Origin of the sequence: Streptomyces sp. NPDC002566 (genome assembly GCF_042889585.1) — a bacterium.
Lineage (GTDB): Bacteria > Actinomycetota > Actinomycetes > Streptomycetales > Streptomycetaceae > Streptomyces.
Genome location: NZ_JBIARD010000001.1, coordinates 874,464 through 890,542 on the forward strand (window position 1 = coordinate 874,464; position 16,079 = coordinate 890,542).

The 16,079-nt window shown below is 70.1% G+C and carries 13 protein-coding genes and 3 pseudogenes; 9 read left to right on the plus strand and 7 right to left on the minus strand.

Features of this window, described 5'->3' with window-relative positions; translation table 11 throughout:
- The first annotated feature begins 1 nt into the window (after nt 1).
- The 3 genes from ACFYXA_RS03750 (at nt 2) to ACFYXA_RS03760 (ending at nt 2,825) form a co-directional block, all read left to right on the plus strand.
- Complete coding sequence (locus tag ACFYXA_RS03750) at nt 2-1,015, plus strand: peptidoglycan DD-metalloendopeptidase family protein (RefSeq protein WP_389027884.1); 1,014 nt, start codon at nt 2-4, stop codon at nt 1,013-1,015.
- 175 nt (nt 1,016-1,190) lie between these two features.
- Complete coding sequence (locus tag ACFYXA_RS03755) at nt 1,191-1,913, plus strand: DUF6250 domain-containing protein (RefSeq protein WP_389027885.1); 723 nt, start codon at nt 1,191-1,193, stop codon at nt 1,911-1,913.
- A gap of 126 nt (nt 1,914-2,039) precedes the next feature.
- On the plus strand, nt 2,040-2,825 hold the full coding sequence (locus ACFYXA_RS03760; RefSeq protein ID WP_389027887.1) for an SGNH/GDSL hydrolase family protein: 786 nt from the start codon (nt 2,040-2,042) through the stop codon (nt 2,823-2,825).
- 93 nt (nt 2,826-2,918) lie between these two features.
- Here the strand turns inward: ACFYXA_RS03760 and ACFYXA_RS03765 are convergent, their stop codons facing one another.
- Together ACFYXA_RS03765 and ACFYXA_RS03770 are read right to left on the minus strand one after the other, a co-directional pair.
- The gene (locus tag ACFYXA_RS03765) at nt 2,919-3,521 is read right to left on the minus strand and encodes a TetR/AcrR family transcriptional regulator (RefSeq protein ID WP_352248218.1); all 603 of its coding nucleotides are present in this window, start codon (nt 3,519-3,521) and stop codon (nt 2,919-2,921) included.
- Nucleotides 3,522-3,610: 89 nt separating this feature from the next.
- Nucleotides 3,611-4,789, minus strand: coding sequence for a Glu/Leu/Phe/Val dehydrogenase dimerization domain-containing protein (locus ACFYXA_RS03770; protein WP_389027889.1), 1,179 nt, complete (start codon nt 4,787-4,789; stop codon nt 3,611-3,613).
- 233 nt (nt 4,790-5,022) lie between these two features.
- Between ACFYXA_RS03770 and ACFYXA_RS03775 the strand changes: the two genes are divergently transcribed.
- From ACFYXA_RS03775 to ACFYXA_RS03785, 3 genes are all read left to right on the plus strand, one after another.
- A complete protein-coding gene (locus tag ACFYXA_RS03775; protein WP_389027891.1) occupies nt 5,023-6,216 on the plus strand; it encodes an MBL fold metallo-hydrolase in 1,194 nt (397 codons plus the stop codon).
- A gap of 255 nt (nt 6,217-6,471) precedes the next feature.
- On the plus strand, nt 6,472-8,025 hold the full coding sequence (locus tag ACFYXA_RS03780; protein WP_389027893.1) for an alpha/beta hydrolase: 1,554 nt from the start codon (nt 6,472-6,474) through the stop codon (nt 8,023-8,025).
- A 104-nt stretch (nt 8,026-8,129) separates the two neighbouring features.
- Nucleotides 8,130-8,408 carry a hypothetical protein gene (locus ACFYXA_RS03785; RefSeq protein ID WP_389027895.1) on the plus strand — a complete coding sequence of 93 codons (279 nt, stop codon included), beginning with the start codon at nt 8,130-8,132 and terminating at the stop codon, nt 8,406-8,408.
- Between the two features lie 605 nt (nt 8,409-9,013).
- On the opposite strand, the pseudogene ACFYXA_RS03790 reads toward ACFYXA_RS03785, so the two are convergent.
- Together ACFYXA_RS03790 and ACFYXA_RS03795 are read right to left on the minus strand one after the other, a co-directional pair.
- A pseudogene (locus ACFYXA_RS03790) lies at nt 9,014-9,626 on the minus strand (HEAT repeat domain-containing protein); the annotation flags it as partial.
- A gap of 187 nt (nt 9,627-9,813) precedes the next feature.
- Nucleotides 9,814-10,701 carry a YceI family protein gene (locus ACFYXA_RS03795; RefSeq protein ID WP_352248228.1) on the minus strand — a complete coding sequence of 296 codons (888 nt, stop codon included), beginning with the start codon at nt 10,699-10,701 and terminating at the stop codon, nt 9,814-9,816.
- A gap of 403 nt (nt 10,702-11,104) precedes the next feature.
- Between ACFYXA_RS03795 and ACFYXA_RS03800 the strand changes: the two are divergent.
- Nucleotides 11,105-11,409: pseudogene (locus tag ACFYXA_RS03800) on the plus strand (hypothetical protein); the annotation flags it as partial.
- On the opposite strand, the gene ACFYXA_RS03805 reads toward ACFYXA_RS03800, so the two are convergent.
- Complete coding sequence (locus ACFYXA_RS03805) at nt 11,406-11,633, minus strand: hypothetical protein (protein WP_389027898.1); 228 nt, start codon at nt 11,631-11,633, stop codon at nt 11,406-11,408. The pseudogene ACFYXA_RS03800 and the gene ACFYXA_RS03805 sit on opposite strands and share 4 nt — an antisense overlap.
- 457 nt (nt 11,634-12,090) lie before the next feature.
- On the opposite strand from ACFYXA_RS03805, the gene ACFYXA_RS03810 reads away from it, so the two are divergent.
- Nucleotides 12,091-12,834: a 2OG-Fe(II) oxygenase gene (locus ACFYXA_RS03810; RefSeq protein WP_389027900.1), complete on the plus strand. Its 744-nt coding sequence runs from the start codon at nt 12,091-12,093 to the stop codon at nt 12,832-12,834.
- A 513-nt stretch (nt 12,835-13,347) separates the two neighbouring features.
- Nucleotides 13,348-13,547, plus strand: a pseudogene (locus ACFYXA_RS03815) (IS5/IS1182 family transposase); the annotation flags it as partial.
- Here ACFYXA_RS03815 and alr read toward each other — a convergent pair.
- Together alr and ACFYXA_RS03825 are read right to left on the minus strand one after the other, a co-directional pair.
- The gene (gene alr, locus ACFYXA_RS03820; protein ID WP_389027902.1) at nt 13,544-14,755 is read right to left on the minus strand and encodes an alanine racemase; all 1,212 of its coding nucleotides are present in this window, start codon (nt 14,753-14,755) and stop codon (nt 13,544-13,546) included. The pseudogene ACFYXA_RS03815 and the gene alr sit on opposite strands and share 4 nt — an antisense overlap.
- A gap of 42 nt (nt 14,756-14,797) precedes the next feature.
- Nucleotides 14,798-16,051, minus strand: coding sequence for an MFS transporter (locus ACFYXA_RS03825; protein ID WP_389027904.1), 1,254 nt, complete (start codon nt 16,049-16,051; stop codon nt 14,798-14,800).
- Nucleotides 16,052-16,079: the final 28 nt, after the last annotated feature.

Consider the following 16,079-nt stretch of genomic DNA (forward strand, 5'->3'; position numbering starts at 1 on the left):
CATGCCCGCGAAGGGTAAGCACCGCCGTCCCAAGGCCCCGCGCTTCAGCCGTTCCATCGCCGCCGCCGGCACCGGCGGCGCGGCACTCGCCCTCCCGCTCATAGGCGCCGCCGGCGCCCACGCGGCTCCCGCCCAGTCGGCGGCCCAGTCCGTCTCCTCCGTCTCGGACAAGCCCGTGCAGACCGTCCCGGTCGCGCAGCGCTCCGCCGCGGCCGAGGCCCCGGCCGCGGCGAACACCACGACCTACACGGTCCGGTCCGGCGACTACCTCTCCCGGATCGCGGACGAGCAGCACGTGCGCGGCGGCTGGCAGAAGCTGTACGCCGACAACCGCGAGGCCGTCGGTGAGGACCCCTCGCTCATCCACCCCGGTCTGAAGCTGTCGATCGGCAAGCGGGCGGCGGCCGGTTCCGCGGGCGCCGCCGGTTCCGGTGACACGGCGTCGAAGAGCTCGCGCTCGGTGCACTCCTCGAAGTCGTCCGCCCCGAAGTCCTCCCACTCTTCGAAGTCTTCGCACTCCTCGCACTCCTCGAAGTCGTCGCACTCTTCGCGGTCCGCCACGAAGGCGTCGGCCGGCCAGACCACCCGCGGCGGCGGCAACGTCTCCGGCTTCCGCCTCCCCGTGTCCGACGCGTCCGTCGGCACCCCGTACCGGATGTCCGGCAGCATGTGGTCCAGCGGCTACCACACCGGCGTCGACTTCGTCGTCCCGACCGGCACCACCCTCAAGGCCGTCGGCGCGGGCACGGTCGTCTCCGCGGGCTGGGGCGGCGCGTACGGCAACCAGGTCGTCATCCGGCTCGCCGACGGCCACTACGCCCAGTACGCCCACCTCTCCGCGCTCTCCGTCTCGGCCGGCCAGAGCGTCTTCCCCGGCCAGCAGGTCGGCCTCTCCGGCTCGACCGGCAACGTGACCGGACCGCACCTGCACTTCGAGATCCGCACCACGCCGGACTACGGCTCCGACGTCGACCCGGTCGCCTACCTCCGCGCGCGCGGCGTCTCCGTCGGCTGACGGGCCCCCGTGGCCGCCACGAGTCCGTGATCGTCGTATTGCGGTCTCGTGGCAGGGCTCCCGGGGTGTCGACAGCGGTGGCGGGGCGAGGGCACAGTGAGCTCCGCCCGTCGGCGGGCAAGCGCTTTCCGCGCTGTCCGCCGTACTCCGCGCGTCACGAAGGAGCCGTTCCCCCATGACGACCTCGCGCAGAGCGTTCGGCGCCCTGGCCGCCGGCGCCGCCCTTGCCGCGATCGCCCCCGCGGCCACCGCGAACGCCGCCCCCGCAGGCGGCGCGCCCCGGTGCCGTCGGCTCGTCGCCCACGACGACTTCCGGCACGGCCTGTGCCGGTGGGCCGTGGAACTGGAGAACGGCGGCACGGTCACCGCCTCCCGGGGCACCCTCGAGGTGGACGTGCCCGCCGGCGCGACGATCTGGTACCGGGAGCGGCTCGAAGGACCGTACGTCCTCCAGTACACGGCGACCCCCGTCTCCGCCGGCGGGGCCAACGACCGCGTCTCCGACCTCAACAACTTCTGGAACGCCGTCGACGTCCGTTCCCCGGACGACCTCTTCGCCACGCCCAGGGGCGGCGCCCTCGCGGAGTACGACCACCTCACGACGTACTACGTCGGCTACGGCGCCAACTCCAACACCACGACCCGGATGCGCCGTTACGTCGGCCGGCCGGGGGAACGGCCGCTGCTGTACGACTACACCGAGCCGCTGCTCGTCGCGGGCGAGCCGAACCACGTCCGCATCGTGTCCGACGGCTCCACCGTCCAGTGGTGGAACAACGGGCGGCTCGTGTTCGACCACACCGACCCCGAGCCCTACACCGGCGGGCACTTCGCGTTCCGCACCACGTGGAGCCACTTCCGCATCGACGACTTCCGCGTGTGGTCCCTTATTCCTTGATTGGCAAATTCTTTAGGGGTGTCCTTTCTCACCGCCAGTCAACCCTTGCCTACGGTCGCGTAGGTCACATTCGACGGTGAATCATGCACTGCTGTGGCAGACGATTCGAAGAATGACAGCAGATCAGTGATCGGGTCGTACGTGGCGGTGGGGGACAGCTTCACCGAGGGCGTCGGCGACCCCGGGCCCGACGGGGCGTTCGTCGGCTGGGCCGACCGGTTCGCGGTACTGCTCGCGGACCGGCGCCCGGAGGGCGACTTCCGGTACGCGAACCTCGCGGTCCGCGGCAAGCTGCTCGACCAGATCATGGCCGACCAGTTGCCGAGGGCCGTCGAACTCGCGCCCGACCTCGTCTCCTTCTGCGCGGGCGGCAACGACATCCTCCGTCCCGGCACCGACCCCGACGAGGTCGCCGAGCGGTTCGAGCGGGCGATCGCCCGACTCACCGCGGTGTGCGGCACGGTCATGGTGACGACCGGGTTCGACACCCGAGGCGTCCCCGTCCTCAAACACCTGCGCGGCAAGATCGCCACCTACAACGGGCACGTCCGCGCCATCGCCGACCGCCACGGCTGTCCGGTGCTGGACCTGTGGTCGCTGAAGTCCGTGCAGGACCGGCGGGCCTGGGACCACGACCGGCTCCACCTCTCCCCGGAGGGGCACACGCGCGTGGCGCTGCGCGCCGGCCAGGTGCTCGGCCTGGAGGTCCCGGCCGACCCGGAGCAGCCCTGGCCGCCGCTGCCGCCCCGCGGCGCCCTCGACGTCCGCCGCGACGACGTGCACTGGGCGCGCGAGTACCTCGTGCCGTGGATCGGCCGCAGGCTGCGCGGGGAGTCCTCCGGGGACCACGTCACGGCCAAGGGCGCGTTGTCGCCGGACGACATCAAGGTGTGGATCCAGTCGGTGGCGTGAGAGGCCGTCCATCGGAGGGACCGCGTCGGCGCGAGCGGCCCCTCCGTGCGGCCGGCCGTGCGCGGGCGCGTCCACCCGGACGCTGCCTGCTGCTCAACTCCCTGTCGGCAGACCGAGTTCCCGGGTGAGCGTCTCCTCGACCCAGTCGTGGGCCTTCGCCCGGGACACCCCGCCCCGGTAGGACGTCAGCTGTACGGCGAGACCGTCGAGCAGGGCCGTCAGGCGCAGGGCGGTGCCGGCCGGGTCGGGGCAGCGGAACTCGCCCGCGGCCACCCCCTCGGCGATCACTTCGGCCAGCGCCGCCTTCCACTGCCGGTCGAGATCACGCGCGACCTCCCGCAGCGCGGGCTCGCGCAGCGACACCGCCCAGCCCTCGATCCACAGCCGCCAGCCCTTGGCCTGGCCCGTGGGCGCGTACCAGCGCACGGCCGACCGCAGCCGGGCCAGGGCCGTGGTCCGGCGGCCCAGCAGCTTGCGCAGCCGGGCCAGATCGTCCTGGGCGGCGTGCGCGAAGGCGGCGGCGACCAGCTTCTCCTTGGTCTCGAAGTGGTAGAGCACCAGCGCGTTGCTCACCCCGAGCGACGCGGCCACGTCGGCGATCCTGACCGCCGCGACGCCCCGCGCCTCGATCTGCTCGATGGCCGCCCGCAGCAGCTCCTCACGCCGCTCGGCCACGCTCAACCGGACTCTCGCCACGCGGCAACCCTACACACCCCCGCGACCTGCACCGACGTGCTCGCAGCCCCCTCCGCACAGGCCCGCGCCGTCACCCGGTGCGCCCCGCCTCAGCGGTGACTGCCGAACCGTCGCGTGATCGCCGGCAGGCGCTGGGCGGCCAGGGCGTGGGCGGCGGCGCGAGGGGTCGTGCCGTCGCTCTCCGCGCGCGCGAGGACGCCTTCGACCAGCGCCCGCATCGAGCGTCGGATGTGCGCGAACGCCTCGTCCGCGTCCGCGCCGATGTCGCCGAAGAGCGTCCACCACCACCAGGCGTTGGTACCGGAGTTGACCACGACGTCCGGCAGCACGCACACCCCGCGCGCGTGGAGCAGCTCCTCCGCCGCCGAGAGGACGGGCATGTTGGCGGCCTCGGCGATCCACCGGGCGGTGATCCGCCCCTGCTCCTCCACCCCGATCGCGTACGACACCGCCGCCGGCACCAGCACCTCCACGTCCGCCGACAGCCAGGCCTCGCCCGGCAGTTCACGGTCGCCGGGGCGCAGAGCGGCGCGGTCGACGGTGCCGTACGCGTCCCGCGCGGCCAGCAGCGCCTCCACGTCCAGGCCCTCGGGGTTGGCGATCGTCCCCTTGGCGTCGGCGACGGCCACCACCGTCAGCCCCGCGCGCGTGAGGAAGCGGGCGGTGGCCCCGCCCATGGTGCCCAGCCCCTGGAGGGCGACCCGCGTCCCGGCGTACGGCACTCCCGCCCGGTCCAGCGCCGTGAGCACCGACTCGGCGACCCCGCAGCCGCCGGCCAGCTCGTCCAGGCCGATGCCGTCCACCTCGACGGCGAAGGCGTCGGCGAGCCGCCGCCGGGCCGCCTCCTCGTCGTCGAGCAGCGGATAGACGGCCTGCACCGACGACACCAGACCCGCCTCGGCGGCGGCCCGGTCGACGACGTCCTGCGTGAGCCCCAGATCCTCACCCGTGGTCCAGCAGCTCTCGACGTACGGCCGCACCGCCCGCAGATAGCGCACCAGCAGCCCGTACGCCTCAGGGTCCCGCGGATCGCAGTCGATGCCGCCCTTCGCGCCGCCGAGGGGGACGTAACGGGCCTCGGGGTCGTAGTGCAGCGCCTCCTTGAAGCTCATGCCGCGGGCGAGGCCGGTCACCTCCTCCAGGGTGCAGCCCGCCCGCATCCGCAGGCCTCCGCTGCACACGCCGCGCACCAGCCGGTCGACGACCAGGAAGCCCTGCCGGCCGGTGACGTCGTCGGTCCAGGTGAGGGACAGCAGGGGGGCGGTCATACGGGCTCCTCGACCTGGGGCCATTACTGAACGGCAGGTCAGTATCGGGAGTGGCGGACTGCTGTGTCAACGCGGGCGGGGGTGCCGGAGAGGGCGTACGCCGGACGTCGGTGTCGGCGCGGGGGCGGACGTTCATGGTCGATGCGAGGGCGGGCCCGCGCCGGGGTCGGCCCCGGCGTTGTCACAGGGGCCGCCCATAATGGAACCCTCAGCGATTCCACCCTGGAGGTACCGTGGCCGGTTCCCGTTCCCCGCGCACAGGGCTTCGCGCGCTCCGGCCCGAGGCCTTCGGCGCGGATCCGAGCGGTGAGCGCCTGGCGCGCATCCGCAGATCGCCCCACTTCGCCGACGGCGTCTTCCAGAACCCCGGCGGCCCGGCGCGCACCCGCCCCTCGGGCTCCACACTCGACCTGGCCAAGGCGTTCCTCGACAAGGACACCCGCACCCGCCGCGCCCCGGCCGGCACGCTCCCCGTGCACGCCACCACCGTCGCCGACCTGGCCAAGCCAGCCGCGACGGGCCTGCGGCTGACCTGGCTCGGCCACTCCAGCGTGCTGGCGGAGATCGACGGACACCGGGTGCTCTTCGACCCGGTGTGGGGCGAGCGCTGCTCCCCCTTCCCCTTCGCCGGCCCGAAGCGGCTGCACCCGGCCCCGCTGCCGCTCGCGGCCCTGGGCCCGGTCGACGTCGTCGTCATCTCGCACGACCACTACGACCACCTGGACCTGCCCACGATCAAGGCCCTGGCCGGCACCGACACCCTGTTCGCGGCGCCGCTCGGAGTGGGCGCCCACCTCGAACACTGGGGCGTCTCGGCGGACCGGGTGCGCGAGCTGGACTGGCACGAGTCGACGAAAGTCGGCGGCCTCACCCTCACCGCCACCCCGGCCCGCCACTTCTGCGGCCGGGGCCTGCGCAACACGCAGCACACCCTGTGGGCCTCCTGGGTCGTCACGGGCGAGGAGCACCGCATCTACCACAGCGGCGACACGGGCTATTTCGACGGCTTCCGCGAGATCGGCGCGGAGCACGGCCCGTTCGACGCCACGATGATCCAGATCGGCGCGTACTCCGAGTTCTGGCCCGACATCCACATGACGCCCGAGGAGGGCCTCCGCGCCCACCTCGACCTCCAGGGCGGCGAGCCGACGGGCGTGCTCCTGCCGATCCACTGGGCCACCTTCAACCTGGCGATGCACGCCTGGGCGGAGCCGGGGGAGTGGACGAAGGACGCGGCCGAGGAGGCCGGCCAGGCGGTGGCGCTGCCCCGCCCGGGCGAGCCGTTCGAACCGGCGGGCAAGGTGCCCGCGGAGGCATGGTGGCAGGCGGTGTCCGGCCCGATCACCCGCCCATGGCGCCGCCCCCGAGGTATCGAGGACGCGGCCGAAACAGGCAGCGGTGATCTCGACCTCGCGGGTGAGCGGTGAACGGCCGCAGCTCGCCCCGGTGACGGCCTCGCGCCCCCTTGGCTCACCCAGCAGGCCGGCGTCCGGCACACGCGGCGGCCCGGACCGCAGGGGGAGTCGCGTGAGCACGGGGTGATCGAAAAGCCGGGGCATTCTCGCGCGCCGAGCTGTCGGAGGCGGCTAGTACCCTGCACTCATTCGACGACCGGACGATCACGGGGACGGGCATGCGGGCACGGGGGACGGGCGTCCAGGGACGGGAGCGGGGGGATTCCGATGCGTGACGCACGTCCGTTACGAAGCCGCAGACCGGTCCTCTCGGCCGGTGCGCTCATCATCGCCGGGGTCGTCCTCGCCGTGATCGGGGCCATCGGCGCCTGGTTCCAGCACGACGCTCCCGGCCGGAGTGCGGAACCGCGTACGGAGTTCACCGCGAACAACCCGCCCGCCGGTCTGCCCACCGCGCTCACCACCGGCCAGCACCTCGACTGGTCCCGCTGCACGTCGCCGTCATCCGCGCGCACGGGCTACGACTGCGCCGCCATGAAGGCCCCCCTCGACTACCGGAAACCGGACGGCAGGACGATCGACGTCGCCCTGATCCGCCGCAAGGCCACCGGCCCGAACAGCCGGCGCATCGGCTCACTCGTCCTCAACTTCGGCGGCCCCGGCGTCTCCGGCGTGAGCGGACTGCCCGAACACCTCGGCCAGTACGAGCCGCTCCTCGACCGCTACGACCTGGTCTCCTTCGACCCGCGCGGCGTCGGCGCGACCATCCCCGTGCGCTGCGGCAAAACCGTGGACGACACCGGTTATGAGGGGGCCGACGCCTGCGCCAAGCACTCCGGGGCGCTCCTCCCGTACATCGGCACCTCGCACACCGCGCGCGACCTCGACCTGATGCGCTACCTCCTCGGCGACGAGCGCCTGCACTACTTCGGTGTCTCGTACGGAACGACGCTCGGCGCGGTCTACGCCCACCTCTACCCGTCGCACGTCGGACGGCTCGTCCTCGAAGCGCCCGTCGATCCGACCGAGGACCTCACCGAGGGGAAGGTGTCGCAGGTCAAGGCGGTCCAGGCGGCGTTCGACCGGTTCGCCGCGTACTGCGCGGCCCGTATCCGCGACTGCCCGACCGGCGACGGGCCCGAGGAGGCCGCGCGACGCATGGCGCGCCTCGCCGACCGCCTGGAGAAGAAGCCCGCCCCGGCCGGCGGCGGAAGGAACCTGGACGCCGACGACCTCGCGAACACCGTCAGCGATCATCTCGTCCTCGGCACGGACGGCTGGTCGCCGCTCGCCAAGGCCCTCACCGCACTGATCGACCACAACGACGGCCGTCCTCTGAGCGAGGGCGCGGACGACGTCGGCTCCGCCGACCGCGCGGAGACCCCGCACGACAGCAGCCGAGCCGCCCAGACCGCGATCACCTGCGCGGACTCCAGCCTGCGCCCTGACTTCGAACGCCTCGACAGGGACGAGGCCCGCGTCAAAGCCGCCTCACCCGTCTTCGGCGCGGCCTGGTCCACCGGCGTCTACCTCTGTTACGACTGGCCGTTCGACGGCGAGCGCCCCACACCCCAGGTGAACGCCGACGGCGCGGCCCCCGTCCTGGTGGTCGGCGGCACAGGCGACCCGATCACCCCATACCCCGGCGCCCGCCACATGGCCCACGCCCTGGGCGAAGGCGTCGGCGTCCTCCTGACGGCCGAGGAGGAGGGCCACGGCACCTACCCCCAGAACCGCTGCGTCACGGAAACGGTCGACCAATACCTCCGCACAGGCCGCACCCCGACCCCGGGGAAGGTGTGCCGAGGCAGCATGTCCTGAGGCCGCTGCCGCCGCGTGCCACACTGACGCCGTACGCGTCGCGGCATGCGACGTCGAGGGGGTAAGGAACTGATCGCAAGATGCCACGATGGATAGTCCTGGCCGTGCCTGTGAGCGGCGTGTCGGATTCAGATCGTGACGGGCAGACCGTCGCGGAGTTCGAAGGCAGCACGGACGAGGCGGAAGCGGCACTTCTGCAGGCGGCGCACACATACGAGCATGGTCTCTGGAAAGTTCGCCGCCGCGAGATCTTCAAGTGCTCAAGCAGGTCCTACTTCATCCGCCTCCGAAACCGCATGGCGGCGTACGGCTTTCTCATCCAGCTCGCCGAACTGGTCCACGATTCCGACACGAAGCATATGGGCCGTCCTGCCACCTCATAAGGGCTCCGGGCCCGTCCAGACGGAGTCAGCTGGCCTTGGCAGGCTGTTCTGATCGACGCCGACGAAAACGCTGACGTAGCAGCGGCCCTTACGGGGCACTCGTCAACGCCCACCACACGCGACGCGGGCTCGTCGGCCTGGGCGTCGGCACCGCAGGCCGCGCGATCGAGGTCTTGGCGCTCTTGGACGTCGCCGGGGGCTAGGTTGGTGACGTGGAGACACGGGGGCGGATGTACCGGTATGTGGGGCCGGTGGAGTTGCAGGAGCTCGTCCGGGCCGGTGGTGAGGGTCGGGGCATGCGATCGTCGGCGGACTTCGTCGAGTGGGCCTCCGCGTTGACCCCGGAGGAGTTGGCCGAGCCGTTCACGTTCGTCGTCGATGCCGACGGGGTGCTGCGACTGGCTCCGCGCCGCAGCGAGCACGTGGCATGCGCCGGCGGCGAAGAAGTCCTGAGTGCCGGTGAGTTGAGCTTCCGTGAGGAGTTCGGCAGTGGTCGGTCGGAGAGGTCAGCAATCTGTCCCAACTGGCAACCGGTCATCGGCAGTTGCGTCTCGCGGGTGAAAGTGAGCCCGGCTCCGTGCCCGCATCGGCAACACGGTGCAGTCTCAGCTGTCCACCTCGGCTTCCCACTTGCGCCGGCGCAGCACGTGGTCGCTGAAGAGGTGTCGGCTCTGGTCGAGCAGCTCACCCACCTCCGCGTCGCCGCGCCGCTCGTCCGGAGACGGATGCCAGCGCTGTATTGATTGCGCCGCCCAGGTGCGCAGTTCGGTGTCCGGGTCGTCGAGCAGTCCGACCGCCGCCCGTAGCGCCACGATGCCGCCGCGCGCGTCAAGCAGCCGGAACGCGCCGACACGGGGGTGTCGCGGCCTGTCAGAGCTGGCGCGCTGCAACAGCCAGTCGGCGGGGCAGTTCTTTGGCCGAGGGCAGCAGGGCCGCGACGGTCTCGCGGACGACCCTGGGGGCATGGTCGTCGAGGAGCGGCTGCAACTGCTTCGCATCAACACAGTCCAGTTCCCGCAGCCCCGCCACCGCTCCGGCCCGCACCCCGGCCACCGGGTGCACAAGCAGCGGACGCAGCAGCCCGGCGTCCGCATGGTTCCCGCACTCGGCCAGCCCGATGACCGCACCCGGCGGCACCTCGGTATCGTCCGGTGCCGTGCACCGCTCCCGGTGCCAGGCCGCCGGGTCCCCTCCCAGCTGCCGCACGACGTACCGGGCCGCCGTGCAGCCCTCGCCCACCAGAAGCCGGACACAGTGCGGCCCACCCGTCCGTCACCCGATCGATGACCACTTTCCAAGAGCTCATTGTGTTCGCACCTGCTGTTGGTGCCCGGCCCTGAACGCGGGTGAGCCGCGTTCGGGACCGGTCGGGTCCGTACACGGCTCTGGGGAGTTCGCCTCTGCGTTACTTGAATTCCAGCTCGGTGCCCTTGGGGACGATCTGGATGTCCAGGTCGACCTTGATGTTCGAGCCGACCACGGCGATGTTGCGCGCCAGCATGGTCTGCCAGTTGATGTCGTAGTCCTCGCGGTGCAGTTCTGTCGTGGCGTGGATGGCGGCGCGGGTCTCGCCCTCCATGCCCACCCGCACGCCGTTGTACTGCGCGTCGAGGGCCACCGTGCGGGTCACCCCGTGGAGGGTGAGACCGCCCGTGATCACCCAGTTCTGGCCGCCGCGGTGCACGAAGCGGTCGCTGTAGAACTCCAGGGTCGGGAAGTTCTCCACATCGAGGAAGTCCCCGGACCGCAGGTGGTTGTCACGCATCTTGACGTTGGTGTCGATCGATGCCGCGTCGATGACGACGTGCATCGCGGTGTGCTCCATGGTGCTCCCGACCCTGATGGCCCCGGCGAAGTTGCCGAAGCCGCCGTAAACGCGGCCGAGACCGATGTGGCGGGCGGTGAAGCCTATTCGGGTGTGCGCGGCCTCGATCTCCCACTCGCCCGGTTCGGGCAGGGGCAGCGTGGGCGCGAAATGCAGGGTGAGGTCGCCGAGCGCAACGGGCGCACCCCCCTCTCGCACGGACGCGTGTCCCAGGTGCGCGGCGAAACCGTCCGCCGAGACCGACATGCGGTACTCGCCGACGGGGACCACGACGACGCCCCAGCCGTACGGGTCCGTCTCCCCTCCGACGACCTTGCGCCCCTGGCTGTCGTTCAGCGTGTACTGCGCCTGCACCAAGGGCTCACCGACCGGGTCGATGACGCGGAAGCTGACGAGGCCCGCACTCTGCGGCACCGAGAGGCCGGCGAGCGCGCCCTTCGTCTGGTTCGCGACTTTTCCTCTGCCCAACAAGTGCCTGATCAATTTTCGCCTGTCCCTGTACGAACGTTTCTACGAGCGGTGGCGCGCCCCGCTCCTGTCAAAACTGCTGGACGGAAAGGCAATCGGCCGACACCCTGCGCAGCCCGGCGCCAGCATAGACCGGTATGAGCGAGTAACTTCGCACAGGCAATCGAGTCCCCACCCGGCACTTCAGTGGGGTCGGGGCCTCCCGACCCCTGCGACCAGGGACGACGCCCGGCTGCACGGGCACGCGCGGTCTCGTCGGCTCGCCTTTGCTCACACAATCTCCGGGCGATGTTCACTGGGCTCTTTCTGCGTGGCCACTGATCGGGTGACGGGCCGGTGTCCCACAACGCACGAGGCTCCCGTGCCGTTGGAGAGAGGTGTTCGACGTCTCGACTCATCAGAGCTGCTGTGGATCTCGCCCACACTGCCCGGACGCACCCACGACCTGACCGCAGCCCGCACCCGCCGAATCATCCGGATCTGCGAACGCCACGGCGTTCCCGTTCTCGCCGACCGCGCCTGCATCGGGGAGCATCGCGAGGCTAAGTCCTGGCGGATCTTCCGCAGAGCCCGCTGCAGCCCCAACCGCATGACGGTCATCGCCAAAGCCGTCCTCACGTCGAGAGGCAACGCTGCAAACCCTCACCTGCTCACGGAAGGTGTGGCGGCAGCCGCGCGTGGGACACACCAGGCGCCGGAGCCGCTTAGACGAGCCGCTCCACCTCGTCCTGGCCGGCCGTCGACAGTTCGGACGCGCTGCGGTCCAGCCGCTCCAGCTCACGGCTCTCCCGCACCGCGTCCCCACGCCCGAACCACTCGGCGACCCGGCCCCGAAAACCGTTCCACAGGTCAGCCCGCTGCCTGGACCACTGCAGATCGGCCCGCCGCCGCTGCCGCCGCTGCCAACTCGTCCAGCATGCCGCCTCTTTCAACTCCCGTGGCCCGGCGGGCATTACGACCCTGGCGCGCGAAGGGCGCCCGCGGAGGGAACTCGCACCTGGTCGGTGCCCGGCAAGGTCGACGCCCTCGATGGCGTCAGCCGCTGCGGTACGGAGCAGCCCAGCGCCGCGTGGGACTACCTCGCTTCGGCAGTCCCTGAGCCGGTCCCCGCCCCGTCTCCCGGCCCTCTCCGCCGCGTTGGGTACGTCCTGCTTGCTTTGTGGGCTCACCCCGACCTAATATCGTCATCGTGACGATAACCGCCCGGTGGTCCCCGCTCCCTGCAGGCATTGACTCCAGAGGCTTCGAGTCCCTCCACGGACTCGAAGCGCACCAGTACGTGGCCCGCGGTCCCGCCGTCCACCTCAATGCGCTGCCCGCGGCCGTTCCGGGCTGTGGGGCCCACGGCCACGTTGGGATCGACGACGGCCTCAGCACGGAGAAGTGATCATGTTCGAAATGCCGGTGAATCCCTTTGAGCTCTCCGAAGAAACGCTGAGCCGAATATCTGCCGATGACTCATGGAGCCCGATCGAATCGGAGATCGCAAAGGCCAACGCCAAGGTGATTCGCCATTTCCTCACTCCGGCCGAAGTGGAGGCATTCGCGACCGAACTGGCCGCCCAGCGCTTTGCCCCGGTGGGCCGAGACGGCATTGCCGCCAACTATGCAGTGGGAGATCCGGTCGCTCATCTCCGCGCCACGGCCGAATCCACATCCCTGGCGGCAGAATTCTACCGCAGGCTGCGGAGGCTTCTATCGCTTGAAGTGGGATCGGACGATCCGACGGATTCGGACGGAAGGCCCTGGAGACCGGCGGCCGTCAATCCGCGTATGCGCTTCGTCACGTACGAACACGGCGGATTCATTGTCCCGCACTACGATTCGCCCTATTTCGCCCCCGACGGAAGGCGCACTCTCCTGACGGTCGTCGTCTACCTGTCGTATGAGGCCGTGGGCGGAGAAACGCGGTTCATCGCCGATAAGCAGAACGATCTTCCCTTTGTGCAACGTGACTTCTCTGACTGGCCGCGGCTCGCGAAGCCTGAGGAAATATTGAGTGCCCACCGCCCCGAACCGGGCGATGCGCTCCTCTTCTGGCATCGGACGCTTCACGACTCGGCCCCGCTTCTTGAGGGTACGAAAACAATACTCAGAACCGACGTGCTCTACGAGCCCGTAGATGTGCCCTGAGCAGCGGCAAGGCCACCATCGCGTTGTCCCTCGCCCCGGAGACCGACGACCTGGGCAGCCCGGGCAACTACGACTTCGAGATCGTTTCTGCGACGGGGGGCCTTCCGATCCGGAGGTTCTTCAACTGGGACGGCGTGCCGGCCGAGATGATCCGCACCGCAGGAGGTGCGCGCGAGTACCGGCGGCCCGTGGGTGGCGCGGTCCTCCGTGGAGATCCCCGTGGTCGATTGGCGCGATCAGCCCACGGCGGAGGCGGCATGGGAGGCCTACCTGAACGGGAGCAGAATCAGTCTGGATGCCTACGGGTCTTCTCCCCAAAGCATCCCTGACCGGGCCCGCGCTCCGTCCATGACCACCGTGGCGGGCCATCGGCAGTCACCCTGCACCGAGGTGCCGAGTGCCGGCCGCGGCCCGGTCCGCCTCCGGCCTGACTGCCGGCCGCGGCCCGGGCGAGGATGTACGGCAGCGCCAGAAGGTGCGCCCGCGAGGTTGTGCCAGCGCGGCATCCGCCACCGCATCGCCCGCAGGGGAATCGAGTCCTCGCAGCGGCTCGGACGCCACCGCTGGACCATAGAACGACCATGGCCTGGCTCGCCGGCTACCGCCGCCTCCACCGCCGCGACGAACGCAAGGCCGAACGCTTCCTCGCCCTCACCAACCCGGCCCGCACCCTCATCTGCTACCGCAGACTCGCAATTGAGATGACCTCTTAAAGGTCATGGGAATCATCAGCATCGCGAAGGCCGGAGGATGCCGACACGACCTGCCGGTTGACGTGCGAGCGCGAGAAGTTCGTCGCGATCTCACAGGGCGTGGTGTTCACAGCCAATGCCCATTCGTGAATAGTGGGGTCACCGTCCGGTTCGTCCCCGATGAGAACTACCTCCTCTCCTTCCCCTACTTTCTCGTCGCCACAGTTGACGATCATCTGATCCATGCAGATGCGGCCCACTACCGGGTAACGTCGACCTCGAATGGAAACGGCCATCTGTCCACTCGACGACCGTGGCACCCCATCGGCGTAGCCGACGGGGACCAGAGCCAAATTAAGTGCTTTCGGTGCAATCCAATCGTGCTCATAGGAAACACCCTGCCCGGCTTCAACCCTCTTCGTGAGCGCAACGTGACTTGTGACCCGCATGGCCGGTCGAAGGTCGAAGCTATGACGCTCCGTATATGGCAGCAGTCCATAGAGCGCCGAGCCTGTCCGAACCATGTCGAAATGAAGATCAGGCCGTGTGAGCGCTGATAGTGATCCGGCCAGATGCCGTCGAACGTCGAGGCCGGCTTTTTTTGCCTGACGCCAGGCACTGGTGAGGAACTCTGCTTGCTCGTCCAGCGTGTCATGGCCCCTGACTTCACCGTGCGACAGGTGTGACCACACAGATGCAACACTGATCAGGCCTTGTGATTGCGCGGACTTCGCGGCATTCAAAAGGGATGCCAAATGATCGAACGCCGCTCCGCCGCGACCCAGTCCGGTATCAACCTCGAGGTGGACTCTCGTCGGGCGGCCGACAGCTCGACCCGCGTCCACTGCGAACGCCAGCGTGCGAGCCGACTGGACTGACACGTCCACGCCGGCCGCCGTGGCCCATCGCATGCTCTCCGCCGAATTGTGCAACCACGCGAGGATCGGTGCATCGATGCCGGCCCGGCGAAGCTCCAGTGCTTCCGGTGTTGTGCAGACGCCAAGCCATGTCGCCCCTCCTCTGAGCGCCGCACGCGCGACGTCAATCGCGCCATGTCCATATGCGTCGGCCTTCACGACGGCCATGACGGCGGCAGTCGGCCCGCCGACGGCTTGTCGAACCACGCGCGTGTTGTGTTCAACGGCGGACAGGTCTACGAGCACGTTCAGATATCGGCGCGGAATGTTCGACCAAGCCTCCATAGTCAGGTCCACTCGCGAAAGACGCATGTCGACTCCATCGAAGCCCCGATGGGTTCACCTCGCATTGCTCTACTTGCGTGGGCGGGCCACGTCGCGCAGCAGGAGTGTGGTGGTCACGCTGCTCACCCCGGTCAGGGCGATCGCGAGGCCGACCGGGAGGAATTCCGCGAACACGCCGAAGACCAGGGGTCCGACCCCCTGGATGCTCATGGTGGTGGTGTTCAGCAGCGCGAAACCCTGTCCCTGGAGATGGGACGGGAGCGCCTCCAGGAAGCGTCGCTGCAGGCCGAGCAAGTAGGCGGATCCCATGCCGGTGACCACGTACGCTGCGGTGACCGCCGGATACGGCAGGTCCAGGACGAGCGTGATCGAGGGCGTGCCCATCACCAACAGCAGTGGCAGGACGAGCCGTTCCCGGGTGGCGGGGGTGAACGCCCGCCCGATGACGACGTCTCCGATGAGCATTCCGACCGACGTGGCTGCCAACAGGATGCCGGTCTCCGTCGGGTTGAACCCGCGCTGCGCGGAGTACGGGATGAGCAGGCTTCCCGCCGCGGCCAGGTACGCGGCGGGCAGGCACTGGACCATGATCAGCTTGAGGACCCCGGGGGCGGCGACGAGCGCTGCGTTGCCTTGCAGGGTCTTGCGCACGATCGACCCGCCCTCCACAGCGGACCGGCCCTCCACTGTCGACCCGCCCGCCACAGCCGACCCGCTCGCGCGGACCACGTCGGTGTGCGACAGGAACAGGCGGCTGATCACCGACGCAAGCAGGTGCGCCCCTGCGGTGACCAGCATCGTCCGCTCCACGCCCAGCCACACGACCAGCGTCCCGCCGGCGGCCATGCCCACCATCTGCGCCGAGACCGCGACGATGTAGGACAGCGAACGTCCGAGCACGTAGGTGTCGCCGGTGAGGACCGCCGCCAGGACGCGGGCCGTGGCCCCGGTGGTGACCGGTGTCAGGCAGGCCACGGCTGCGACCAGGAGCAGGCTGGGCGCGACCGGGAGGTGCCCGAACGCGAGCAGCAGCCCGACCGCGCACTGGAGTGCGTAGCCGGTGGTGATGAGGGTCCGCGGCGAGAACCGGTCCGCCATCGCGGCAAGGAACAGGCCGCCTGCGGCTTGGGGCAGGAAGCCGATCGTCATCGTCATCGCCGTCAACAGCGGAGAGCCGGTCTGGTCGAACACCAGCACCGCCAGCGCGACGGACCGCAGCGTATCGGACATGACGCCGAGCAGCCGACCTGCGAATACGGCTCGGAACTGGGCGACCGCGAAGACCTGGCCATAGGTGGCCTTCGTCGCGAACTGATCGATCATGAGCAGGATGCTCCCGAAACTCTCCTGG

Coding starts and splice junctions, on each gene's coding strand:
- ACFYXA_RS03750 (WP_389027884.1), top strand. CDS start 2: ATGCCCGCGAAGGGTAAGCACCGCCGTCCCAAGGCCCCGCGCTTCAGC.
- ACFYXA_RS03810 (WP_389027900.1), top strand. CDS start 12,091: ATGTTCGAAATGCCGGTGAATCCCTTTGAGCTCTCCGAAGAAACGCTG.
- alr (WP_389027902.1), bottom strand. CDS start 14,755: ATGCGTCTTTCGCGAGTGGACCTGACTATGGAGGCTTGGTCGAACATT.
- ACFYXA_RS03825 (WP_389027904.1), bottom strand. CDS start 16,051: ATGATCGATCAGTTCGCGACGAAGGCCACCTATGGCCAGGTCTTCGCG.
- ACFYXA_RS03780 (WP_389027893.1), top strand. CDS start 6,472: ATGCGTGACGCACGTCCGTTACGAAGCCGCAGACCGGTCCTCTCGGCC.
- ACFYXA_RS03770 (WP_389027889.1), bottom strand. CDS start 4,789: ATGACCGCCCCCCTGCTGTCCCTCACCTGGACCGACGACGTCACCGGC.
- ACFYXA_RS03755 (WP_389027885.1), top strand. CDS start 1,191: ATGACGACCTCGCGCAGAGCGTTCGGCGCCCTGGCCGCCGGCGCCGCC.